The following is a 23,571-nucleotide window of genomic DNA, read 5'->3' on the forward strand; positions in this document are numbered from 1 at the left end:
CCGAGCGGAATGGACTGATCAAAGCGGCAAGCGAACAAAGCGAACGTTTTACGTTAGAGCAGGTGCGCCTAAACGCGGAAACCAGTCGCGCGATGACACTGCTCGATACCTTAAGAGCTGAACACAACGCTTTGCAGCAAAGATTGGAAGCTGTGGAGCAGGCCCGCAGCCAAGCGGAAGCGCACCTCAAATCCTATCGCAACGCCGGTTTTGGCGACTTTACAAAGTGGGCCTTTGCGCCGAGCAACAAACCATAAACGAAACGACTTAAGCCGTTTCGTTTATGCCGCGCAACTGGTCAATTTCGCGGCGCATACGCGACAATTCAGCTTCCAGGTCTCGGATGGGATCGTTATCGACGGTCACATTGATCCGGTCGTGATGGCCGAACACCTTGAAATGACGCGCTTCAGGATCGGCGTTACGGTCGTATTTTGTGTCGCTATGCATTGGGAATTCAGCCAATGCCTCATGAAGCGCCTTCGCGCCTTCTACTGGCATCAGGGGGTTGGCTTGAAACGAGGCGAGATAATTATAATCCGCCGTCCGCTGAACAGCGGCCTCTAGCCGTGAAGTCACTGCAGAAGATTTGAGACCATCGGTCAAAACAGCTGTAACGACTTCTTGGGAATCAATTGTCGCCACGAAAGCCCCTTGAAGGAAATTGTAGCCGTCACCCGGCACATCTCCTTTCAGCAAGTCTTCCAGACTGATGTTTTTCAACGCTTCCGGTTGCCCCGATGAGCCGTATAGACCGAGATGGAAATAAACCGACAATAGTCGCATATAGGCGGCAAAAACATCCAGATAGAAATCCGAGCTCAGAAACACATCGATCCGTTGGCGCGACAGGTCTGCCTCACCAAACAGCAGAGGTGAATAGGCCTGAAGGTAGGCATCGAAGATAGGAAAGCCTTCGGCAAACGGTGATCGGTAAAAAAACTGCTCCGGCGCCAGTGAGGCACATATATATTCCGATGACAGATCGAAATTGGCTAACTTTAAAAGATCTTCGCGCAAACCATAGAAGGTAATGTCGTGAATGTAGTACGGGGCTATGGCAAAGGCATTCGCAACATAAATCTTATACTCGAATATCTTTGGCCATCCTTCCGGGAGGTTGATCGTCAGGTTCGCGCCAACGACCCGCTCCAGCAAATCGTCGCCTGAGGGTCCCAGATCCGGCCTCATCTTAAGAACGAAAGCCCCCCTGGGCACAGCCTGCAAGGCGTACCACCAGGTCAGGGACTGATGCAGGGTGTGACCGACCGTTCTAAGTTTTGGCTCCTCGATCTGAACGACGCGAAAGCCGCTTTTCAGCGCGAAATCGACAATATCTGGGTTCAAATCGGATTCACGACGCCACCAGCAACATACGACTCCGTCAAGGCGACCGCTGCTCAACCAGTCACGAAGTTGCTCGAGCTTTTTCACCGACTGATCGCGATTACGCAGAAGGCCGCAAAAAATTACCCAGTTTTTACGCATGACTGTTTATTGTCCTATCCAGAGCAATATATCGAAACAAAAAATCGGCGAAGCCAAAAGTGTGAGCGGTTTTCGACGACAATATCGCGACACAAATCGAAATGATGTAGCTATTTAAAGTCATTCCGATCTAGGTTGCCAGACCCTTTGGGCCATGAAAGATGCTTTTAAACCAGCGTTTGAAAAGCGATATCCTGACTTCGGATATTTTGGAAACTTGATTTTTAGACGCTTGTCGTGACGGACTATAATTACGCCAGGTGTCATCAGGTACATTAGAAAATAGCGGTCGGTCCCCCGTACGCGCCCATTGTCCCTGCCGAAAATAAGATTGCAACTCCCAGAAGAAACTCCCCTTCACGCCGTCCGGATCTGTCTTATTCAAAACGTGTTCCATGTCCCGACTGGTAAAACACTTCAGTTCTAGAATTCCTTTAGTTAGAGGATCGAGTACAGGATACTTGTACCATCCCGCATTGAACCACTCAAATTCCTTTACGATGTAATGGTCGGCAAGGATCAATGCATTCGCATTTGCCCTCTCTTCTTCTGCCGCATAATAGGTTTTGAAATCCTCGGATCGCGCTTTCAGGCCCAGGCCTAGCTGGATCTCCATGACTATAGGCGATTCGGCGTCCACTGCCGGTACGGTCCAGTAAGATTTTAACGTCTCCACTTCACCGAACATGATCAAATCAGCAGGATGGATATCCCAGGAATATTTAGATGTAAAAATATCACTGACAATTATCTTGCGAGAATTCCCTGACACTAACACTTGAGACTTAGCTCGATTTAATATGGATGGATCGTCAAAATAGAAATCCCATCGCGCAAGCAAAGTATATTTGAACTTCAAATCCACCGCTCTTTTCAATCCGATGCTGGCCATTGAAATTTGTTTATTTACATTCCCCCTATTATCTATAGTTGGAGCATCCAGGACAATAACCTCATCAAAAACTGTATTTAATTCGGCCACTAAGGCAGATTCCGTGTTTGCCCAAACCACCGCGATGAGATAATACCCTTTAAATGTAATGCGATTTGCGCGAGCCAGTTGCAGAAATTGCGAATTTAGCATTCCTCTGAAAATGACGCATGCCTCAGTGGAATAATCAACGTCCGGATTTCTGGCATCAGGGTGCACTCCCTTAAATTTAAAATAGGCTTTATTAAAAATACCGCGTCGTTCGAACCCGGCCGAGTCAGCGGGATGGTCGCTTGTAAATATTTTCACCCCGGACTCTTTAGAAAAAATGGCCTCCTCACAAGCTTTTCCAATCGAATTTGCCACAACATGAAGTTCTTTATTATTATAAAGAATTTCAATTATGCTATTGCAAAGTGATAGTACAGATTCCTTCTCTATAAGCGCCAGTGTTTCGATATCAATTTTATTAAAAAAACTTATTAGTGATTTAAAATCAACCCCACTTCGAATAGTCGATGATAGATTTATTACAAGAATCCAGTATAAACTCTCAGAAAGAAATTCCAATTGCAATTTATGAACTTTATGAAAATAAAGCTCATAACGCTCTACAAGTATCTTCGCAGATGCAAAATCCCCCCTGCTAAAAGCAAGGCAGGCCTCTTGCAGATAACGTCTTCCATCTACAGAATTGATATGCACACTATTTGTGTACATTCTTTCAAGCTCACGCCTCAATTCGACATTCGTTACTTTATGAAAATCTATAGGCGCACCGTGCGTCAAGTAATTCAATTTAGAGCTTAAATAAATAATTACATCGAGGTCGATGGATGATTCTTTAGCAAGCTCTAAAATCTCATCACAGGCGAAGGTGCAATGCCTTTCGTAGAAAAAATTAAATGCTTTTATGAACAATCCTTTATTTGGGCAAGAAACTAAAACGTCTTTATATATACGTGACGCAAACGCTTGGTTATTATTGTCAATTATAAAATCAATTAAATATATAAATACATGAAGCCTGTCTTCCGCGCTTTCAAGTTCATATATAAGAGAAACAATATCAAGAGTTAATCTTTGAAATTTTATCCTCCCCAGTAAGAATAATTTTTTTATATTTTCTGAAAAAACACCTTTTGATTGGCAAATCGATTGCAATTCTTTCAATTCTAAATAATTATTTGTATGTTCATATATTTCAGCAAGCATTTCGTACGAAGGAACATGATTTCCGTCCACCGCAATTGCTTGCCGGCAAGTATTAACTACCCCATCTATTTTTCCGAGCTTCTTATATGATTCGGCTAAATGAAAACACATCCATACAGAATTAGGAAATTTTTCGCACGCTAAAACCAATACTTCCTCGGCTTTCGAGACCATGTCTTGGGACAAATAAAATTTGCCCAGATCACTATACGCCATGTCAAAATCAGGACACGCTGTTACAAAGGCTAAAAGTATGTCTTCAGTGGCATTTTCACCTTCTGTTGATATCAGATCTTCAACATAGGCGCGTTTATCCCACACTGTATCGCCGACAATGTTCACCCTAAACCCCCGCAAAAATAAAATGCGCCCGGATATAAATTTCCGGGCGCCATACTAAAATTATATTTTAGACAGATGTCGGCTGCTTATTTTCAAAATCCCAACCGGCGACATCACCAAAATAGGCTTGATTCCCCCCATCAAGCACCAAAACCTTATTACAAACCTCTTGGACAAGGCCCCAACTATGGGTAGCGACAACCATAATGCGCGACTTCTCAAGGACTTCGTTCATTTTAGACTTTGCCTTGTCTTGGAAGCCGGCGTCACCGGCACCAATCCACTCGTCAAGCAAGAGAATATCCGGCTCAAAGTTGGTGGAGACAGCAAATACCAGGCGCGATTGCATGCCCGCCGAGTAAGTCTTTACAGGCAGATCAACGAAAGCGCCCAACTCGGAGAATTCGATGATCTCCTCCATGCGCGAAAGAATTTGCTTGGTCGTATAACCGCGGCGCCGCGCCATATGAAGGATATTTTCGCGTCCCGTGAAGGTTGCGTCGAGCCCAAGGCCAATATCGATCATAGAGGATATGCGACCCGTTACATCGACTCTGCCAACATCGGGCTCATAGATACCGGCCAGAACGCGCAACAGGGTCGTTTTTCCGGCCCCGTTATGACCTACAATGCCCATACGGTCGCCATCAGTAAGGCGGAAACTAATGTTATCCAAGGCGCGAATGTGAATCACGTCTTGTCCGCTTTTCAGCATACGCCCGCCAATGGCCATGTTCAGAACGGCATTGCGTATTGATTGTGCTTTGATAGAATATATACAATAGTCCAGGCTTACGCCACTGAGTTCAATTTTAGCAGACATTACGCCCCCTTTAAATCCAGAACGGAATACGACGGCGATTCAAGCTGAAAAACAACAGCCAGAGCAGAACTCCTGCAACCGTTATCCCCAATGCCATCCCCCAGTACTTGGCCGGCATGAACGTGCCCAGCATAGGGGAACGCACCATTTCTATAAAGGGGTAAAAGGGATTGTAATCTACGATGAACATCTTATGCGCAGGAATCATGGATGGCCGGTACATGATTGGCGACATGAACATCACTAATTGCGATAAATAAGGAAGCAAAAACCGCAAATCCTTATACCGCGCGGAAACCATCGAAACTAACGCCCCCCACGTCAACATATTAAATACGACGATCAGCATCCCGGGAACAATCGTCCAGTGCGGCAAGGTCAGCACACGCAGGAGCGCAAGAATAATGTAAAACACGACAAGATTGTGAGCGAACAGAAACAAATTTCGCGTCACCGCCTCAAAACTATAATAAGTGAACGGGTAGGCATGATTGCTGATAATGCCGCCATTCTGTACATATACCTCAGGCGCTTCGTTAAATACATGCCCGACCAGGCTGAAGGCAATCATGCCGCTCATGATCCAAGGGAAAACGACACTTAGATCCTGATTGAACAGGGCTCCAAATACAATCGCCATCGATCCGGACATGGCAATCATGGAACCCGTGTTCCAGAAAGAGCCTAAAAGCGTTCGCTTATACTTGGCTGAAATATCGTGATAAGCTTGGTAAAGCCAGACATGAGATAGTCCAATACCAGCTCTGAGATCATTAATTGCTTTAAAAAATTGATTATTCGTCGCCATAAAACGTTCCTGACAAGGAGACCTTCCCTCGTATATGACATAGCCGTAATCGGTGCAAGGCGTCATTTCGCAGTTGCGGAACACCTTCCGCTCCACTAAGAATGCGGTTATATTTCGCGCCTATCCGGATAAATTTATGTCTTTTTCCAAACAATTGGTCGTTCTGGTCGGCGGCAAGGGCACACGCCTGGGTGAGGCGACCAAGAATACGCCCAAGCCGCTGATGCCCATTACCGATACCGATGTTTTCCTCGATTACTTCCTGCGCGCCGCCGCGCGTCAGGGGTTCGACGACATTCTCATGCTGGCCGGGCATCTGGGCGAGCAGGTTCAGGCGCGCTACGACAACCGGCGGTTCGGCGAGGCCCGCATCAGCGTCCTGATCGAGCCCGAACCGATGGGCACCGGCGGCGCCTTCCGTTTCGCCAGCGAACGCCTGGCGCCCACCTTCGTGGCGGCCAATGGCGATACCCTGTTCGATACCAATATCCGCGCCCTCGATCACGTCCTGCAAAGCGACAACAGTCTCCTGGCGGCACTGGCCCTGCGTCACGTCGACAATGCCGGTCGTTACGGTTCGGTCGATTTCGACGGCAAGCGCATCGCGCAGTTCCGTGAAAAAGACCCGACCTCCGAAGCCCAGCCGGGCCACATTAATGGCGGCATCTATGCCTTGCGTCGTGATGCCATCCTGCAACTCGACGACGGCCCCTCGTCAATCGAGGCCGACCTGTTTCCGCGCCTCGCCGCCGAAGGTCGGCTGGGCGGCCTGACCTCCACGGGTTACTTCCTCGACATCGGCCTGCCGGAAACTCTGGCCACCGCGCGAAAGGATCTGCCCGCCCAAAAGCGCGCGGCCCTGTTCCTTGATCGCGACGGGGTCATCAATATCGACACCAATTATCTGCACAAGGTCGAGGATCTCGTCTGGGTCGATGGCGTAACCGAAACCATCCGTGCAGCGAACGACCGCGGGCTGGCGGTCATCGTCGTTACGAACCAGGCCGGTATCGCGCGCGGCTATTACAGCGAAGGCGACATGATCCGCCTGCACCACCATCTTCAGGATACACTGAACAGTCAGGGCGCCTTTATCGACGGCTTCTATTTCTGCCCCTATCACGAAGCGGCGGAGATCGAGCGCTACCGCATCGCCAACCATCCGGATCGCAAACCGAACCCCGGCATGATTCTCAAGGCGGCGCTCGACCATAATATCGACCTGTCAGGCTCCCTGTTGATCGGCGACAACCTATCGGATGTCGAAGCGGCGACGCGCGCCGGGGTGCGGGGCCACCTGTTTACCGGCGGCAACCTGATGTCTTTTGTTGAAGACCAGACCGAAATCCTATTATGATCCCAGCAAGGGGGCCCGCCGCACACAGGCGCGCTTCCGACCGGATATTCCTTAAAAAAATTTCAACGATTTCATGAGCGCGGCGTAATGGCTAAAAGTCCTTCCAAGAAACCGGTTTCCAAGACGCCCAAGACCAGTGTGGCAGAAAAGCCCGTCACCGCGACTGTAGCCGTTGTGAAGGCGGTCGACGTGCCGCCAAAGCCTGAAAAGCCGGCAGCCAGGCCCGCCACCAAGACGATCAAGCTCAGAACGACCAGCCAGGCCGCGACGTCCTCCGTAAAGGTGGCAAAAGCGGAAACATCGGAGGTGGAAACCCCGGCCAAAGCCGCTCCGACGCTTGAAACAAAAACGAACGCGCCTAAGATTCCGCGCAAAACGGTCGGGATCGCGCCCAGAGCTTTCGGTGCGGGCCGTTCCGTCAAGTCCGATCTCTCGGCCGATGAGATCGAACGGCGCATGACCAACATGCGCAACCGTGTGCGTGAACTGGAAGCCTCTCATGACGCTCTGGAAGAAGAAAAGCGGATTCGTGAGCGCGAGTTGATGCAGTTGCGCACGCATGTTCATAACCTCAATCTCAGCCTGATTGCCCAAAGCCAATACACTGCCCGCGCCATTATGCTGGCCACGCCGGAAAAGTCGAAAATAGAGGTAAAGAGTTCGCCCCTTACCGATCTGGGCTGGCTTATCCGCCTCACCCTGAGCAAGGGACCGGTGCGTGCTCTGCACGATTATCGTGCAGCCACCTACCTGAAATCGCATGAGCTGTTCGACGCCAGCTATTATCAGTCTCAGCTGGATACACCGCTGACCGGCAAGGATATGCTCTGGCACTATATTACCGAAGGCTTCAATGCCGGTCTCAATCCTTCGCGCAACTTCAACGTCCGCAAATATCTGGCCTTCTATCCCGATATCAAGGCCTCGGGTGTTGAACCGTTCAGCCACTATCACCGTATCGGTCACAATGAACGCCGCGTCGCCCTGCCGTCTGCGCCGATTACGCCCATGTTCGAGGGCGACAGCGTTGCGCGCTTCTATGCGCCGCAGCCGCAGCCCAAGCCGGTCTTCGTACCCGGTTCGATCGATCTCGAAGATCGTACCGGCGAGGAATGGATCACCGCCCGCAATCCGGCGGTCGACCGCAGCACGCTGGGCCTTTACGATATCCGCCCCGACGATGCCGTCCCCATAGAAGGCGCCGTCGGCGAGGCCTTCATGGAACAGTTCGACCTGCTGGGCGAAGCGCCTGACTATGCCGGAGCGGTCGCTTACCTCAACGGTCTAAAACCTAAAGCTAAAATCGTCACCGATCCGAACGAACCGGTCGACGTCTCGATCGTCATCCCCATCTATGGGCAACTGAACTACACGCTCAACTGCTTGCACTCCCTGTTGTTGCACGAAACCAAATACAGCATGGAGATCATTATCGGCGACGACCGCGGCCCCGACGAAAGCGGTGTATATCTACCGCAACTCAACTTCATCCGTTACCTGCTGCACGACGTCAACGGTGGTTTCATTCTGAACTGTAACCGTGCCGGCGAACTGGCGCATGGCGACTGGATCGTCATGCTCAATAACGACACCCGCGTGGTGCCGGAATGGCTCGACGAAATGATCGATTCGTTCGCCCTGTTCCCCAAGGCCGGGATGGTCGGCTCGAAGCTGTTCTATTCCGACGGTTCGCAACAGGAAGCGGGCGGCATCATCTGGAAGGACGGTTCGGCCTGGAACTACGGGCGTAACGACGACCCGAACCGCCCACGCTATACCTATGCCCGTCAGATCGACTATATCTCTGGCTGCTCGATTACCCTGCCGATGAAGCTCTGGCGCGAACTGGCCGGTTTCGATCCGCATTTCTGCCCGGCCTATGCCGAAGACTCCGATCTGGCGTTCCGTATCCGTCATGCTGGTTATGAAACGTGGTATCAGCCGCTGTCGCGCATCATCCACTATGAAGGCAAGACGTCGGGCACCGACGTCACGACCGGCGTTAAGGCCTATCAGGTCATCAATAAGGACAAGCTGTTCGCGCGCTGGAAAGACGATCTGAGCACGCACCGCGAAAATGCGCACGAACCCTGGCTGGAGCGCGAGCGCACCGTGGAAAAGCGTGCCCTGATCATCGACGCGACCAACCCGACGCCGTGGATGGACGCCGGATCGGTGACGACGACCACGACGATCCGCATCTATCAGGAACTGGGCTACAAGGTGCACTTCGTCCCGCAGGACAACTTCCTGTACGAACCGCGTCAGGTGAAAGCCCTGCAACGGATGGGCGTCGAATGCGCCTATGCGCCTTATGAGACGCGCTTTTCGACCTATATGCAGAAATACGGTCACCTGTTCGATATCGTTCAGGTATATCGCTTCGGGGTCGCTGAAAAGTGCCTCGACGATATTCGCAACTACGCACCGCAGGCTAAGATCGTCTTCCACAACATGGACCTGCACTTCCTCCGCCTCGAACGCGAAGCCGAGATTTCCGGCGACGAGAAGGCCATGGCCCACGCCATGGAGGTCAAGGAAAAAGAACTGGACCTCATCTCCAAGGTCGACTGCACCATCGTTCACTCGCCGGTCGAATCGGACCTGCTGAACGAACTTCTGCCCACCGCGCCGGTCGTCATCTTCCCGTACATGACCGACTATGTTGGGACCAAGATCGGCTTCGACGCGCGCAAGGACATCATGTTCCTCGGCGGTTACGGCCACGGTCCAAACATCGATGCCGTCGAATATTTCGTCAAGGAAGTCTGGCCGTTGATAAAGGACGAGCTTCCGGAGGCGAAATATCTCGCCGTGGGGGCCAAACCGACCGACAGTATGAAAGCCCTGGCCGACGACCGCATTATAATCACCGGCATGGTCGAAGATCTGGCCCCGTGGTTCGACCGCTGTCGCGTCTTTGCCGCAACTATACGGTACGGTGCGGGCGTCAAGGGCAAGGTATCAACCTCGATGGCGCACGGCGTCCCCGTCGTCGCTACCGATTGCGCCGCCGAAGGCATGTACCTGACCGATGGCGAAAGCGTGCTGATCGCCAATACGCCGCAAGAGTTCGCCCAGAAGATCAAGAAGCTCTACAAAGACAAGAAGGGCTGGGAAAAGATGTCGAGCGACTCGCTGGCCTTCGCTCAGGAATACAATTCCTTCGATATGGGCGTCCGGACGGTCAAGCGTATTATCGACATCGTGGAGGCCTGATCTTAGAGATCAAAACCAAAAAAGGGCGGCCTCTGCAAAGGCCGCCCTTTTTATGTGCTCTGATGTCGCTCTCAGACCTTCGACAACTCGTACTCGAAGACCGTCTTGATCGTATCGCGGAAGTCGATCTGGGGCGACCAGCCGGTATCACGGGAAATCTTCTCCCGGCTGCCAAAGATAACCGCTTCATCGGTCGGACGCAGCAGCGCCGGATCGACTTCGGGCTCGAAGGCCACGCCCGCCGCCGCGCTGAACAGATCGACAATCTGAGCGATCGAAACCAACTCGTGATTGCAGATATTATAAGCCTCACCCGGATGCCCCTTGGCACCCAGAGTGAGAAGGGCGGCGATCAGGTCCTTCACGTCGAGAATGGCGCGCTGGCTCTTGAGATTGCCAACGATCAGCTTGGTGCCCCCCGTCTTCACCAGCTTTGCACAGCGGCGGGCGAAATCCGAGACGACGTCGTCACGCTTGCGTGGACCCGTCGTGTTGAAGATGCGGGCGCGCACACCGCGAATCTTGTTGGAATACCAGTATTGCAGGGTCAACAAGTCCTGCCCCACCTTGCTGACGCCGTAAGGATGCATGGGCATCAGTTCGGCGCCTTCCTTGATCGGCACGTTTTCTGGCGTCAGGCTGGCACCGTATTCGGCCGAAGAACAGGCAACGACGACCACCGGATCATAGTCGGGATCGTTTTCGCGAATGGCCTTAATCGATTCGAACAGGTTGATCGTACCGTGGACATTAACGTCGAAGGTTTCTTCCGGCTGTGCCCAGGAACGCACCGGCAGGCTTTGCGCCGCCAGATGATAGATTTCCGTCGGACGCTGCTTACGGATAAGGGCTTCCAACTGCGAACGATAGCGCACATCGATCTCGATCAGCTCGTCCTTAAAGCGGATTTCGTCGAAATTGACCGTCGGTCGGTAATAGGTGCCGACCACTTCGACCTGCTGATCCTTAAGCAGTTCGAACATATGCGACCCGACCATGCCCGCGGCACCGGTAATCAGAACTTTTCTCATTAAATTATCCCTTGCTGGTCCAGGTCGTCACGCCCTCGACGATGAGTTTCGCGATCACCGGCGTGGCGGTCGTACGCGTCTTGATAAGTTCCTGAAGCGTGTGGCGTCGGTCCGGATCGACGATGAACATGGCGAAACCGCCGCCACCGGCCCCGGACAACTTGCCCGACATGGCGCCATTGCCCAGCACAAGGCTGAATAGCTCTTCTACTTCCCGCGTCGATACGGCTGGCGATGTCCGCTTCTTGGCTTCCCAGCCGCTTTGCAGGATGTCGGCCACCTTGCGCATACTGCCGAACAGCAGCGCTTCTTTCATCTGGGTCGCTTCCAGCTTGAGCTGGTGCATGGCGTCGAGCGAACTGCCGCCCGAACTGACCGATTTCGACTGAGCATTGATGATCTTGGCCGACTCGCGCGACGCCCCGGTAAAGGTCATCAGGATCGAGGACTCAAGCTCATTATGGACGTGCGAGCGGATGCGCAGCGGGTTGACGACCACGCGCTCGTCAGCGCTGAATTCCATGAAGTTGAAGCCGCCGAAGGTGGCTGCGTACTGATCCTGACGACCGCCGCTGAGGCCGAGATCGACGCGCTCGATATCAAAAGCCAAACGGGCGATTTCGTATTCGCCGAGCGGAATGGACAGCAGTTCACAGAAGGCCGCGACCATGGCCACCACCAAAGCCGAGGACGAGCCCAGACCCGACCCCATCGGGGCATCAACGTGGGTCGACAGAACCAGCGGAATGGGCTTGCCGCCATTATACTGCGTCATGATGCGGTTATAGACGCCGCGGTGCAGGGCCAGTTTCGCCGCATCGGGGATCAGGGCGTCGCCGTCGAAACTTTCCACCGTATTGAGGTCGATCGAATTGAACACAACCTTGCCATCGGGCGACGGCTTGAGGCTGGCATAGGCATATTTGTCGATGGTGACGTTAAGGATGGCACCGCCGTAGGTGTCGCAATAGGGCGAAACGTCCGTCCCGCCGCCGGCAAGGCCCAAACGCAGCGGCGCGCGCGACCTGATGATATGGTTGAACATAAATCCCCGATCCCGGTAATTTTTAAGCGAATAAAATGTCAGGCAGAAAAATAATCTACGTTCAAGGATTAGCCAAATTCACGCCTGAATTCAATGGGCCTTGCGTCGCTCCCGACGCAATCGAATTAAGTACAGGCGCTTGCGCCGCTCCATCGCATCCTCGCGGATGACGCGGCGCAAAATCACCGGTGCGGCGGGTTCTACCGATTGGACGGGTTCCGCCTGAATGCGGGCGACGGGCAGGGTGCCGTATCCTTTCACCGGCACGCGACCGAACTGCGCCGGCGGTGAAATATAGCCGATATCCGTCAGATTACGCCGCATGATCTTGGTCATCAGCTTGGTTTCGTCGTCCTTGAAATAGCGCTTGTACCCGCCGACCTCTCCGGTCTGACGCGGCTTGTCCGCGCCCCGCGTATTTTGCGGCATGGCCTCCAGACGATGCTTTTGATTTAAGCCTCTTATCTGCTCCCCCAAAACCGGCTTGCCGAGATACTGAATCAGCAGCTTGATCATCACCTCTCCGTTCTGACGCCCATGCTCGTATTTGAGATTGAGCACCGTGCGCGGGTGCAACGTCTGAACGTGGCGCATCATGTCGATCTGCATGTTCCAGACATGGGCATACCAGGCGATGGCATAGCGCCGCTGAGCGACATCCGTCGATTCCGCCAAGGTCGCCGAAGCGAACGGCGAAAAGCGCGACTTCATCACGTCGCGTCCGTCGCGCCTGAGCAGGATCATGGCCGAGTCCGGCATCCACAGCGAGACAAGGTCGGCGATCTGCGTGTCATTCGGACATTTCAGAACGGCGTGACTGTACCAGCCGACGCCGTATTCGCGGACGACCTGCTCGCAAATGGCCGAGACAAACACCTGTTGCAACAAGGCGAGGCTGTGGGGAGCCCATATGGCGTTGCGTTCCATCGACTTGGCCGCCAGTTGACGCGAAAAGACGGCGGACTCCCGGCCGGGCGGGATATCCGTGCCAAACTCGGTCCCGCGCACATGCGATTTAAAGGGGTTGTCCCGCCAGAAGTCTTTCAACCCGCCGAAAACATACTCCGGGTCCCATTCCAGTATCCCCAGCATACGCGGCAGAGCCGGTTCATCGATGACGGCAACGTCCCCCAGGCTCCAGAAAATCTCGCCCAGCCACGTGGTTCCCGACCGGGCGATGGAAAAGAGCCATACCAGTTTGGACGTCATCGAACGTTCGAACACCGGGCGGTCGACGGCATAAAGCGAATAGACGCCTAAACTCTCTGGCAATGTCCCGCCATCCGGCAACACCAGACGCACGCTCAATTCAGCGCCCTCACGCCCCCACAGCGAAAGCGGGATCAAACAGGCCGACATAGTTTGTTGCCGATCAACCAGCAGCGTCATGGCGGGCAGGCTTACGCCGCCAACCGAAAGGACAACACGCACCTCAGGAGAGGTTGAAAATACCGCGTTGCGCAGCTTGATCTGAAACAGGATATCCGAAGTCGAAGCCTGAACCGACCTGACCGCATCCGCCGACAGCGAGAGGCCGAAAACCGTGTCGGTATTCAGGCGCCACTGGCGAATGTCCTTGCGCCAATCGTGCGCGCTAAAGACCACATCCGGTTCCAGCGCAATGACGCCATCCGGCATATAGGTCTGCGGGCGCCAGTCGAGGCCCGCATCGAAAGAGATAGCGTCGTCCAGCATGGTGCGTGCCTTCGGAGTCTAAAAACCAAAGGAAAACACGCAGGGGGCGAGTTGGCAATGCGCCACCTTTCGCACATGCGAAAAGACGCATCAACTTGCTGTGAGTTAAAAATCAGAACTTAGATCACATAAGTCGGTTCGGTCGGCAGATACCCTTCGTCATAGAGCCATGCGAAGATGCGTTCGGCGGCGGCTTCGGGCGTTTCACCATCTTTGCCGACCACGATTTCCGGGTTTTCCGGCGTCTCATAGGGGCTGTCGATGCCGGTGAAGTTCGGGATCTCGCCCGCACGGGCCTTCTTGTACAGGCCCTTCACGTCGCGCGCCTCGGCCACCGCCAGCGGCGTCGCGACATAGATTTCAACAAATTCGCCCGCTTCGAGCAGGTCGCGCGCCAGTCTGCGCTCGGCCCGGAACGGTGAAATGAACGATACGAGTGTGATCAGACCGGCTTCGGTCATCAGCTTGGACACCTCGGCGACGCGGCGGATGTTTTCCACGCGGTCGGCATCCGAAAAGCCGAGGTCTTTGTTCAGACCGTGGCGGACATTGTCGCCATCGAGCAGAGTGGTGTGATAGCCGAGGCTCAGCAACTTCTTTTCAACCAGATTGGCGATGGTCGATTTGCCCGCACCCGACAGACCAGTGAACCACAAAACCGCCGGCTTCTGCCGTTTGATGTCGGCGCGGGCGGCTTTGGACACCTCCAGCGCTTGCCAGTGGACGTTCGTCGCCCGACGCAGCGCATGATCGACCATGCCCGCGCCCAGCGTCAGGTTCGAGATACGATCGATGAGGATGAACGCCCCCGTCGCCTTATTATCCGCATACGGATCGAAGGCGATCGGCGACTGCGTGGCGATCAGAACCGTGGCCACTTCGTTGAGTTTCAGCGTCTTGGCCGCCAGCTTCTCGAACGAGTTGACGTCGGTCTTGTAGCGGATTTCCGTGATCGTCGCCGATACGGTCTTTGCGCCGATCTTGAGCAGATAGGGACGTCCCGGCAGCAACTCGTCTTCGTTCATCCAGATCAGACTTGCCTGAAACTGTTCGCAGACCTCAGGCCGTGCGTCCGGCGCGGTCAGGATATCGCCGCGCGAAATATCAATCTCGTCTTCCAGCGTCAGGGTCACCGCCTGATCGGCCCCGGCGACGGGCAGGTCGCCATCATAGGTGACGATCGACTTGACGCGCGACGACTTGCCCGAATTGGCGACGACGACCTCATCACCCGGACGGATGGTCCCCGACGAGATAGTGCCGGAGAAACCGCGGAAATTGAGGTTCGGACGGTTGACCCACTGCACAGGCAGGCGGAACGGCTTCTGCGTCTCGTCACGGTCGATCTCGACCGTTTCCAGATGCTCGACCAGAGTCGGGCCGTCGTACCAGTTCAGATTTTCGCTGCGGTCCAGCACATTGTCGCCAAAGCGCGCCGACAGAGGAATCGACACCAAAGTCTCAAAGCCAAAATCGGCGGCGAAGGCGCGGTAATCGGCCGTGATCTGCTCATAGACCTCTGCCGAATAGTTCATCAGATCGATCTTGTTGACCGCCAGAATGACGTGTTTGATGCCGAGCAGCGACACGATGAACGAGTGGCGGCGCGTCTGTGGCAGGATGCCCTTGCGCGCGTCGATCAGGATGACGGCGAGGTCGGAGTTCGACGCCCCCGTCGCCATATTGCGCGTATATTGTTCATGGCCCGGCGTGTCGGCGACGATGAACTTGCGCTTTTCCGTCGTGAAGAAGCGGTAGGCGACATCGATGGTGATGCCCTGCTCGCGCTCGGCCTGCAAGCCATCGACCAGCAGCGCCAGATCGATCTCTTCGCCGACCGTGCCGAAGCGCTTGGAGTCCTTCTCAAGGCCCGCTAGTTGATCCTCGAAGATCAGTTTGGTGTCGTAGAGCAACCGCCCGATCAGGGTCGATTTACCGTCATCGACGCTGCCGCAGGTCAGGAAACGCAGCAGAGATTTCTTTTCATGCGTCGCCAGATAGTCGGTGAACACGCTCGTATCGATTTTCTCAGGCGCGCCCATCAGAAATATCCCTCACGCTTTTTCTTTTCCATCGATCCGGCTTCATCGTGATCGATCAGGCGGCCGGACCGTTCCGAGGTCCGCGCCACCAGCATTTCCGCCACGATCTCTTCCAGAGTCGTCGCCTCGGATTCGATGGCCGCCGTCAGCGGATAGCAGCCCAGCGTGCGGAAGCGGACGTTTTTGATCTGCGGCGTCTCGCCATTGAGCGGTAAGCGCTCGTCATCGACCATGATCCACTGCCCGCCGCGATGGACGACCGGGCGCGGGGCCGAGAAGTACAGCGGCACGATGGGGATATTTTCCAGCAGGATATATTGCCAGATGTCGAGTTCGGTCCAGTTCGACAGCGGGAAGACGCGGATCGACTCGCCCGGCTTGATGCGGGCATTGTACAGGTTCCACAGTTCTGGACGCTGGTTCTTGGGGTCCCAGCCGTGGTTCTGCGTGCGGAACGAGAAGATGCGCTCCTTGGCACGCGACTTTTCCTCGTCACGGCGCGCGCCGCCGAAGGCCGCGTCGAAGCCATGCTCGGTCAGGGCCTGCTTGAGCGCGTCGGTCTTCATGATATTGGTATAGGTGTTCGAGCCGTGGTCGAACGGATTGATATTGTCCCGCACGCCATCGGGATTGGTATGCTTGAGCAGTTTCAGCCCCAGACGTTCCGCGGTCTCGTCGCGGAACTTCGTCATCTCGCGAAACTTCCACGTCGTATCCACGTGCAACAACGGGAACGGCAGGGTCGAGGGGTGAAACGCCTTCAGCGCCAGATGCAGCATGACCGACGAGTCCTTGCCGATCGAATAGAGCATGACGGGGTTTTTGAACTCCGCCGCCACTTCGCGCATGATGAAGATCGACTCGGCCTCAAGCCGGCGCAGGTGCGTCAAACGATCCGGGGTAATAGCCATGCCTCGTACACAGTCTCCGTCGCGACGGAGTGGTGCATCCGGTCGCCTTGTTATGAAGGCGGTTTTTACGGTTTGAACGCCGGACTCACAAACGTAAAAGCATGGTCTGACAGTTCAGGACTTCTAATCAATAGAAACGCCCGACCGGCGTGACCGATCGGGCGCGTTCTATGCGATGCAGGAAACCTAGATTTCCTGATTGTAGCTGCCGACTTCCGGATGGGCGGCCAGACGCGGCTTCACTTCCTTGCGGAACAGGTCGCGCATGTCGTCGGCAGAGTTGAGGCTTTCAACCACGACCACCAGTTCCGGCTTGTTCGACGAGGCGCGGACCAGCACCCACGAACCGTCTTCGAGGTGGACGCGCGCGCCGTTGACCGTGATGACCTCGACGATCTTGCGGCCGAGAATCTCGCCCCCCTTGGCGTGCAGATCGACATATTCCTGCACGATCTTTTCCAGTACCTGATACTTCACCTCGTCGCCACAGTGCGGCGACATGGTCAGCGAGGTATAGGCGACCGGCAGGGCATCTTTCAGTTCACTGAGCGACTTGTCCGGATTGCGATCCAGCATGGCCAGAACAGCCGCGGCGGCGACGATACCGTCGTCGTAGCCCAGGCCGATCGGGCTGTTGAAGAAGAAGTGGCCCGACTTCTCGAAGCCCGCCAGCGCCTTCAGTTCCGAGGTCTTGCGCTTGATATAGGAGTGGCCGGTCTTCCAGTAGACGGTCGTCGCGCCATTGGCCTTGAGGATTTCGTCGGTCTTGTACAGACCCGTCGATTTCACATCGACGACGAAGGTCGCATCCTTGTGCAGGGCTGACAGATCGCGCGCCAGCATCAGGCCGATCTTGTCGGCGAAGATTTCCTCGCCGGTATTGTCCACCACACCGCAGCGGTCGCCGTCGCCGTCGAAACCGAGCGCCAGATCGGCACCGTATTCTTTCACGGCCTTGGCCATTTCCATCAGCATGTGATGGTCTTCCGGGTTCGGATTATATTTAGGGAAGGTGTTGTCGAGGACGGTATCCATCTCGATCACTTCCGCGCCCATCGCCCGCAGGGCTTGCGGTGCAAACGCGCCCGCCGTGCCGTTGCCGCAGGCGCAGATGACCTTGAGCTTGCGCTTGAGCTGGGCCTTGGAGGCGACGTCGGCCTGATAGCGCTCCTGCACGCCCTGCACCAGCTTGAGCGAGCCGCCGGGACGTTCGACGCCGGCGCCGGCCATGATGATGTCCTTCATGCGACCGATTTCGTCCGGGCCGAAGGTCAGCGGCGCCTGACAGCCCATCTTGACACCGGTCCAGCCGTTCTCGTTGTGCGAGGCGGTGACCATCGCCACGCACGGCGCGTCGAGGTCGAACTGCGCAAAATAGGCGATCGGTGACAGGCACAGACCAATGTCGAGGACTTCGCAACCGGCCTGAATCAGACCGATGATCAGGGCGTTCTTGATGTTGATCGAATAGGAGCGGTAGTCGTGACCGACAACGATGCGCGGCTTGACGCCCCGCTCGTGGATATAGCTACCGAGACCAAGGCCCAGCGCCTGAATGCCGAGGAGGTTGATTTCCTTACCGAAGACCCAGCGGGCGTCGTATTCGCGGAAACCGGTCGTTTTGACGAAGGCTTCGGTCTCGAATTCAAAGGTATTGGGCACCAGATCGGTGCGCGGCAAAAGCACGGTCATAAAATCTATCCGATAAAAAAATAAGGTTTTCTATTAGGCAAAATAAGGGGTCAATATGGCCCGCGCCGCCTCGCCCAGATCAGGACGTTTTAGCGCCAGAGCGACGTTGGCTTGTAGCAGACCGATCTTGTCGCCGCAATCATAGGTCACACCGTCATATTCCAGCGCATGGAAACTTTGCGTCTTCATCAACTCGGCCATGGAATCGGTGAGCTGAATTTCGCCGCCGGCCCCAGGCGCCTGTGCCGATAGAAGCCCGAAAACTTCCGGTTGCAGGACGTAGCGGCCCGAGACGATGAGATTCGACGGCGCCGTGCCCTTGGCGGGCTTTTCAACCATGCCGGTCATACGATTGAGTTTATCCGCACCCTTTTGAACGGCGACGACGCCGTACTTATGCGTTTCGGACTCTGGCACGGCTTCGACCAGAATAATATTCCCACCGACCTTGTCATAGGCCTCGATCGCCTGAGTCAGGGCGGGCGTATTAGCGTCCATGACCATGTCGGGCAACAGCACGGCAAAAGGTTCGTTGCCGATGATGTCGCGTGCGCAGTTCACGGCATGGCCCAGCCCCAGCGGCTGCATCTGCCGGACAAAGCTCATTTCACCGGACTTGGGCAGTTCATCGAGCAACTGTTGCAGGAGGGCGTCCTTGCCCTTGGCGGCCAGTTGCGCTTCCAGTTCGAACTGGTGATCGAAATAGTCTTCGATCGCCCCTTTTTGTCGTCCCGTCACGAATACGAAATGCTCGATGCCTGCGGCACGGGCTTCGGCGACGATGTAGGACAGGATCGGTCGGTCGACGATATTCAACAGTTCTTTGGGGATGACTTTTGTGCCTGGCAATACACGGGTGCCAAAACCGGCCACCGGGATAATCGCTTTACGAACTTTCGGATGTGACACCAAGTGCCTCCTGATTGATAGCGTGGCGACGTTAGCGTCTAAATACACAGGTGCAAGACAAAATGTGGTCTGGTTACACGCTCTCCCTGTGGGTAGCGCACTATGTCTTAGAGCGCAGTCTGAAAAGTGTGTAACGGTTTTCGGAATCAAATGCGCGACAAAACAAACCCTTAGAGCACGGTGCAGATCCAACCGAACCGGCACCGTGCTCTAAGGATTTACAGCCTGCCGGAGCGGCCTGTATGGTGGCGTCATGCTGTCCTTCGCGTCCGCCTTGCTGAGTTATATCCACCGTCTCGGATTTGCTTTCCGGCTGAAGCGGGCCGTCCGGGGATGGTCGTCGGCACGGGCTATGCCGCGCCCGGCAACCGACAGGGTATGCGTCACGGGCTTCTTCAGCGAGCCACTGGGGATCGGGCGGGCCGGACATCTGACGGCGGATGCGCTGGAGGCCGCCGGATATGCCGTCTCACGTGAAAATCTGCGCCCTTTGCACCGAAAACTCCTGACACGCACACCCGAAGCCTTTGCCGCACCCGCACCGGTGTGGATCATCCACGCCAACCCGCCCGAAGCCCGCATCGCCCTGTTCGCCCGTGATCCGGCGCAGTGGGCAAGCATGTATCGTATTGGCTACTGGGTGTGGGAAAGCGATCTGGCTCCGGCGGACTGGGTAGAGGCGGCCCGATGGTTCCACGAAATCTGGGTGCCCAGCGCCTTTGCCCGTGACGCCTTCGTCAAGGCGTTTGCCCGCGCGGGTGTGGATGAGGCTCACAAGCTGAAAGTCATGCCGCATCCGGTGCCGTTAAAGCACATTGCCGAAAGACCTGAAGGCCCCGTAACGGCCCTGACCCTGTTCGATCCGCGCAGCGATTGGGAACGCAAGAACCCCGAAGGCACGATCCGGGCGTGGGTAGAAGCCTTTCCCGATCCCACGGACGCGCGCCTGATCGTCAAGACCTATGCCGGGGCCGAGCATCATCTCAATTTCAAGCGCTTGCAGGATTTGGCCAGAGGACGGGCGGATATAATTTTCCGCTGCGAGACGCTTGATGATACCGACACGCAGGCCCTTATCGCCGAGGCGGACCTGCTCATCTCTCTGCACAGAGGCGAAGGCTTCGGCCTGCCGTTGGCCGAGGCGATGGCGGCAGGTGTGCCGGTGATCGCCACCGGCTGGTCGGGCAATATGCAGTTCATGGACACGGAGACGGCGCGGCTGATCTCCTGCCACTTGACCCCCGCCAATGCGCGCTACAATGGACCCGATGCCCAGTGGGCCGAGCCGGATATTAGCGAGGCGGCGCGCACTGTGAAACAGCTTTGCGAATCAACGGAAGAACGTCGCGCGCTTGGCCTGAAAGGCAGGAACGCTATTGCGACTCTGCATACCGACTGGAGCAAAACCAACCTGTTTTAGGCCACGCCCGCGCGCAGGATTTCGTGCAGATGCACGACGCCGATAGGCTGCTCGCTTTCGACGACGAACATACCAGTGATGCTTTTGGCGTTCATATCGGCCAGCAATTGCGAGGCCAGGGTGTCCGGCGTAGTGACGCGCGGCGATTTCGTCATCACTTCGGCTACCGGACGATCGGCAAAGCCCTCACGGAAGGCGCGGCGCAGGTCGCCATCGGTCAGGATACCGGTCAGGCGGCCCTCAGCGTCCTGAACCCCGGTCATGCCGTACCGCTTAGACGACATTTCGACGATGGCCTGAGACAGGAGAACCGTTTCTGCCACCAGCGGCATGGCTTCGCCGCCGTGCATCAGGTCGCGCACCTTGAGCAGACGCGAGCCCAGCTTGCCGCCGGGATGATATTGCCGGAAATCCTGCGCCGTAAAACCACGCAGCGACAATAGCGCCACGGCGATCGCATCACCCATAGCCAGTTGCATGGTCGTCGAGGTCGTCGGCGCCAGCCCGTTTGGACAGGCTTCCGGCATTTTTGGCAGGACCAGCGGGTAGTCGGCCGCAGCCCCCAAAGCACTGGTCGCACCGGCGGTAATAGCGATCAAAGGCACATTGAAACGGCGCGTATAGGCGATGATATCGGCCAGTTCCGGCGCTTCACCTGACCACGACAGCGCCAGAACGACATCGTCCTCACCGACCATGCCCAGATCGCCGTGACTGGCTTCGGCGGGGTGAACGAAGTGCGACGTCACACCGGTCGAGGCGAGCGTGGCGGCGATTTTGCGACCGATATGGCCCGACTTGCCCATGCCGGTGACGATGACGCGTCCGCGTTTCGTCTGTGCCCGGAGGATCGTATCCACAGTCCGTTCGAACACCTGCCCCAGTTCACCGTCCAGCGCCTCGCGCAGGGCAGCCAGACCCTGAGCCTCGATCTCGATGGTCTGTTGCGCGGCTTGCAGGGCCGAGGTCGCTTCGATCGCGGTTTCCAACGGCATGCGTTTAATCCTTCGCCAGCATAAGGCGCGCCCGGTCGAGATCGGCAGCGGTATCGACCCCCAGCGGCACCTCATCGACTTCGACGGCATCGATACGCATCCCGGCCTCAAGCGCCCGCAATTGCTCAAGCTTTTCGCGCAGTTCCAGCGGCGACGGCGGCAGCTTGACGAAGCGCTCCAGCGCCGAGCGCCGCCAGCCATAGAGGCCGATATGGTGGTAAAGCGGCCCCTCACCCCACGGCGCGGTGGTGCGCGTGAAATAGAGGGCACGGAAGCGGCGTTCGCCGATCGGGGTGCCGACCATCTTGACCACCGACGAGGCGGTGCGCTCTTCTTCGGAATGGATCACCGCTACGGCGGTCGAGACATCGACTTCCGGCGTCTCCAGCGGCTTGAGGATGGCGCGGATCGTCTCCGGCGTCACCGTCGGAAGGTCGCCCTGCACATTGAGCAGCGCATCATATTCCGCATCCGGATCGATGTTCGTGATGGCCTCGAAAATCCGGTCGGAGCCCGACGGATGATCCACCCGCGTCATCACCGCATTGCCGCCGACGGCGCGGATCGCCTCGGCGATCTCCACCGTATCGGTCGCCACCCACACGGGCGCGACCTCGGCTTCGACTGCGCGCCGCCACACGGCTACGATCATCGGCTCGCCGTTGAGGTCGGCCACCGGTTTATTGGGCAGCCGGGTCGAGGCCATGCGCGCCGGAATGAGGATGATCGGCTTCATCAGGCGGTGCGCGCCGTGATGGCCTTGGCCACCTGATCGAGCGCCATCAGATCGCGCATCAGGCCTTCGAACGCGGCCAGCGGCACCATGTTGGGGCCGTCAGACGGCGCACGGTCCGGGTCCGGGTGCGTCTCGATGAACAGGCCCGCTACGCCCACGGCAACCGCCGCCCGCGCCAGCACCGGCACGAATTCACGCTGCCCGCCGGATGAGCCGCCAAGGCCACCGGGTTGCTGCACCGAGTGCGTGGCGTCGAAGATCACCGGCGCGCCGGTCTGGGCCATGATCGGAAGGCCACGGAAGTCCGACACGAGCGTGTTATAACCGAAGCTCGTCCCGCGATCGCAGAGCAGCACATTGGGGTTGCCGCCGCCATTGACGATCTTGTCCAGCACGTTCTTCATGTCCCAGGGGGCGAGAAACTGACCCTTCTTGACGTTGATGGCGCGACCCGTCGCCGCGGCCGCCAGCAACAGATCTGTCTGACGGCAGAGGAAGGCCGGGATTTGTAGTACGTCGACGGCTTCGGCGACCGGGGCGCACTGATGGGCATCGTGGACGTCAGTCAGAACGGCCAAGCCGAGCGTCTCGCGGATTTCATTGAAGATCGGCAGGGCGTCTTTCAGACCGATACCGCGCTGGGCATTGGCGGAGGTGCGGTTGGCCTTGTCGAACGAGGTTTTGAAGATCAGGCCGAAACCGAGACGCTCAGAAATCTCTTTCAGCGCCGAGGCGACTTCGAGGGCGTGGTCGCGGCTTTCCAGCTGGCAGGGGCCAGCAATGACCGAAATCGGCAGGTGATTGCCGAATTTGGCCGACTTTAATTCGACGACGGAATTGGCTTCCATAAGATGTACTCCGTTAAACGGCTCTGCCGCTATCCTGCGCCAGAAGTGGCGCTTGCAGCCTGAA

The 23,571-nt window shown here is 56.2% G+C and carries 18 protein-coding genes; 4 read left to right on the forward strand and 14 right to left on the reverse strand.

All coding sequences use genetic code 11. The features are described 5' to 3' along the window. A partial coding sequence (locus tag AEYBE204_RS40535; RefSeq protein WP_035441369.1) for a hypothetical protein occupies positions 1 to 257 on the forward strand: 257 nt, incomplete at its 5' end. Between the two features lie 10 nt (positions 258 to 267). Here AEYBE204_RS40535 and AEYBE204_RS20990 read toward each other — a convergent pair. From AEYBE204_RS20990 to AEYBE204_RS21015, 4 genes are all read right to left on the reverse strand, one after another. Further along, positions 268 to 1,488, reverse strand: a complete 1,221-nt coding sequence (locus AEYBE204_RS20990; protein WP_155908164.1) for a hypothetical protein — start codon at positions 1,486 to 1,488, stop codon at positions 268 to 270. A gap of 130 nt (positions 1,489 to 1,618) precedes the next feature. Then, on the reverse strand, positions 1,619 to 3,976 hold the full coding sequence (locus AEYBE204_RS40170) for a lipopolysaccharide assembly protein LapB (protein WP_155908166.1): 2,358 nt from the start codon (positions 3,974 to 3,976) through the stop codon (positions 1,619 to 1,621). 67 nt (positions 3,977 to 4,043) lie between these two features. Further along, positions 4,044 to 4,799, reverse strand: coding sequence for an ABC transporter ATP-binding protein (locus AEYBE204_RS21010; RefSeq protein WP_023460320.1), 756 nt, complete (start codon positions 4,797 to 4,799; stop codon positions 4,044 to 4,046). A 10-nt stretch (positions 4,800 to 4,809) separates the two neighbouring features. After that, on the reverse strand, positions 4,810 to 5,607 hold the full coding sequence (locus AEYBE204_RS21015; RefSeq protein WP_023460321.1) for an ABC transporter permease: 798 nt from the start codon (positions 5,605 to 5,607) through the stop codon (positions 4,810 to 4,812). A gap of 136 nt (positions 5,608 to 5,743) precedes the next feature. Between AEYBE204_RS21015 and AEYBE204_RS21020 the strand changes: the two genes are divergently transcribed. Further along, complete coding sequence (locus AEYBE204_RS21020; protein WP_031229443.1) at positions 5,744 to 6,964, forward strand: HAD-IIIA family hydrolase; 1,221 nt, start codon at positions 5,744 to 5,746, stop codon at positions 6,962 to 6,964. Between the two features lie 87 nt (positions 6,965 to 7,051). Further along, positions 7,052 to 10,183, forward strand: coding sequence for a glycosyltransferase (locus AEYBE204_RS39285; RefSeq protein ID WP_023460323.1), 3,132 nt, complete (start codon positions 7,052 to 7,054; stop codon positions 10,181 to 10,183). A gap of 71 nt (positions 10,184 to 10,254) precedes the next feature. Here the strand turns inward: AEYBE204_RS39285 and AEYBE204_RS21025 are convergent, their stop codons facing one another. The 7 genes from AEYBE204_RS21025 to AEYBE204_RS21055 all read right to left on the reverse strand — a co-directional run bounded on the left by AEYBE204_RS21025 (position 10,255) and on the right by AEYBE204_RS21055 (position 19,508). Continuing rightward, positions 10,255 to 11,214 (reverse strand): GDP-mannose 4,6-dehydratase, encoded by a 960-nt coding sequence (locus tag AEYBE204_RS21025; protein ID WP_023460324.1) that lies wholly within the window; start codon positions 11,212 to 11,214, stop codon positions 10,255 to 10,257. A 4-nt stretch (positions 11,215 to 11,218) separates the two neighbouring features. Beyond that, the gene (locus tag AEYBE204_RS21030) at positions 11,219 to 12,259 is read right to left on the reverse strand and encodes a dehydrogenase (protein WP_023460325.1); all 1,041 of its coding nucleotides are present in this window, start codon (positions 12,257 to 12,259) and stop codon (positions 11,219 to 11,221) included. 90 nt (positions 12,260 to 12,349) lie between these two features. After that, positions 12,350 to 13,954: a sulfotransferase domain-containing protein gene (locus AEYBE204_RS21035; protein WP_023460326.1), complete on the reverse strand. Its 1,605-nt coding sequence runs from the start codon at positions 13,952 to 13,954 to the stop codon at positions 12,350 to 12,352. Positions 13,955 to 14,073: 119 nt separating this feature from the next. Next, positions 14,074 to 15,996 (reverse strand): sulfate adenylyltransferase subunit CysN, encoded by a 1,923-nt coding sequence (cysN, locus tag AEYBE204_RS21040; RefSeq protein ID WP_023460327.1) that lies wholly within the window; start codon positions 15,994 to 15,996, stop codon positions 14,074 to 14,076. Then, on the reverse strand, positions 15,996 to 16,907 hold the full coding sequence (gene cysD / locus AEYBE204_RS21045; protein WP_023460328.1) for a sulfate adenylyltransferase subunit CysD: 912 nt from the start codon (positions 16,905 to 16,907) through the stop codon (positions 15,996 to 15,998). The genes cysN and cysD overlap by 1 nt, the downstream gene beginning before the upstream one ends. Positions 16,908 to 17,093: 186 nt before the next feature. Next, positions 17,094 to 18,599, reverse strand: coding sequence for a phosphomannomutase/phosphoglucomutase (locus AEYBE204_RS21050; RefSeq protein ID WP_023460329.1), 1,506 nt, complete (start codon positions 18,597 to 18,599; stop codon positions 17,094 to 17,096). Between the two features lie 33 nt (positions 18,600 to 18,632). Further along, a complete protein-coding gene (locus AEYBE204_RS21055) occupies positions 18,633 to 19,508 on the reverse strand; it encodes a UTP--glucose-1-phosphate uridylyltransferase (RefSeq protein WP_031229448.1) in 876 nt (291 codons plus the stop codon). A gap of 253 nt (positions 19,509 to 19,761) precedes the next feature. On the opposite strand from AEYBE204_RS21055, the gene AEYBE204_RS0119700 reads away from it, so the two are divergent. After that, positions 19,762 to 20,928: a glycosyltransferase family 4 protein gene (locus tag AEYBE204_RS0119700; protein WP_023460331.1), complete on the forward strand. Its 1,167-nt coding sequence runs from the start codon at positions 19,762 to 19,764 to the stop codon at positions 20,926 to 20,928. Here AEYBE204_RS0119700 and AEYBE204_RS21060 read toward each other — a convergent pair. The 3 genes from AEYBE204_RS21060 to kdsA are packed head-to-tail and all read right to left on the reverse strand — an operon-like array spanning position 20,925 to position 23,507. Next, positions 20,925 to 21,923 carry an SIS domain-containing protein gene (locus tag AEYBE204_RS21060; protein ID WP_023460332.1) on the reverse strand — a complete coding sequence of 333 codons (999 nt, stop codon included), beginning with the start codon at positions 21,921 to 21,923 and terminating at the stop codon, positions 20,925 to 20,927. The two genes, AEYBE204_RS0119700 and AEYBE204_RS21060, sit on opposite strands and share 4 nt — an antisense overlap. A gap of 4 nt (positions 21,924 to 21,927) precedes the next feature. Continuing rightward, a complete protein-coding gene (locus tag AEYBE204_RS21065) occupies positions 21,928 to 22,659 on the reverse strand; it encodes a 3-deoxy-manno-octulosonate cytidylyltransferase (RefSeq protein WP_023460333.1) in 732 nt (243 codons plus the stop codon). Beyond that, the gene (gene kdsA, locus AEYBE204_RS21070) at positions 22,659 to 23,507 is read right to left on the reverse strand and encodes a 3-deoxy-8-phosphooctulonate synthase (protein WP_023460334.1); all 849 of its coding nucleotides are present in this window, start codon (positions 23,505 to 23,507) and stop codon (positions 22,659 to 22,661) included. The genes AEYBE204_RS21065 and kdsA overlap by 1 nt, the downstream gene beginning before the upstream one ends. Positions 23,508 to 23,571: the final 64 nt, after the last annotated feature.

The organism is Asticcacaulis sp. YBE204 (assembly GCF_000495855.1).
Lineage (GTDB): Bacteria > Pseudomonadota > Alphaproteobacteria > Caulobacterales > Caulobacteraceae > Asticcacaulis.

Coding starts and splice junctions, on each gene's coding strand:
- AEYBE204_RS21030 (WP_023460325.1), bottom strand. CDS start 12,259: ATGTTCAACCATATCATCAGGTCGCGCGCGCCGCTGCGTTTGGGCCTT.
- cysD (WP_023460328.1), bottom strand. CDS start 16,907: ATGGCTATTACCCCGGATCGTTTGACGCACCTGCGCCGGCTTGAGGCC.
- kdsA (WP_023460334.1), bottom strand. CDS start 23,507: ATGGAAGCCAATTCCGTCGTCGAATTAAAGTCGGCCAAATTCGGCAAT.
- AEYBE204_RS0119700 (WP_023460331.1), top strand. CDS start 19,762: ATGCTGTCCTTCGCGTCCGCCTTGCTGAGTTATATCCACCGTCTCGGA.
- AEYBE204_RS21010 (WP_023460320.1), bottom strand. CDS start 4,799: ATGTCTGCTAAAATTGAACTCAGTGGCGTAAGCCTGGACTATTGTATA.
- AEYBE204_RS21060 (WP_023460332.1), bottom strand. CDS start 21,923: ATGCCGTTGGAAACCGCGATCGAAGCGACCTCGGCCCTGCAAGCCGCG.
- AEYBE204_RS20990 (WP_155908164.1), bottom strand. CDS start 1,488: ATGCGTAAAAACTGGGTAATTTTTTGCGGCCTTCTGCGTAATCGCGAT.
- AEYBE204_RS21050 (WP_023460329.1), bottom strand. CDS start 18,599: ATGACCGTGCTTTTGCCGCGCACCGATCTGGTGCCCAATACCTTTGAA.
- AEYBE204_RS21025 (WP_023460324.1), bottom strand. CDS start 11,214: ATGAGAAAAGTTCTGATTACCGGTGCCGCGGGCATGGTCGGGTCGCAT.
- AEYBE204_RS21015 (WP_023460321.1), bottom strand. CDS start 5,607: ATGGCGACGAATAATCAATTTTTTAAAGCAATTAATGATCTCAGAGCT.
- AEYBE204_RS21020 (WP_031229443.1), top strand. CDS start 5,744: ATGTCTTTTTCCAAACAATTGGTCGTTCTGGTCGGCGGCAAGGGCACA.
- AEYBE204_RS39285 (WP_023460323.1), top strand. CDS start 7,052: ATGGCTAAAAGTCCTTCCAAGAAACCGGTTTCCAAGACGCCCAAGACC.
- AEYBE204_RS21035 (WP_023460326.1), bottom strand. CDS start 13,954: ATGCTGGACGACGCTATCTCTTTCGATGCGGGCCTCGACTGGCGCCCG.
- AEYBE204_RS21065 (WP_023460333.1), bottom strand. CDS start 22,659: ATGAAGCCGATCATCCTCATTCCGGCGCGCATGGCCTCGACCCGGCTG.
- cysN (WP_023460327.1), bottom strand. CDS start 15,996: ATGGGCGCGCCTGAGAAAATCGATACGAGCGTGTTCACCGACTATCTG.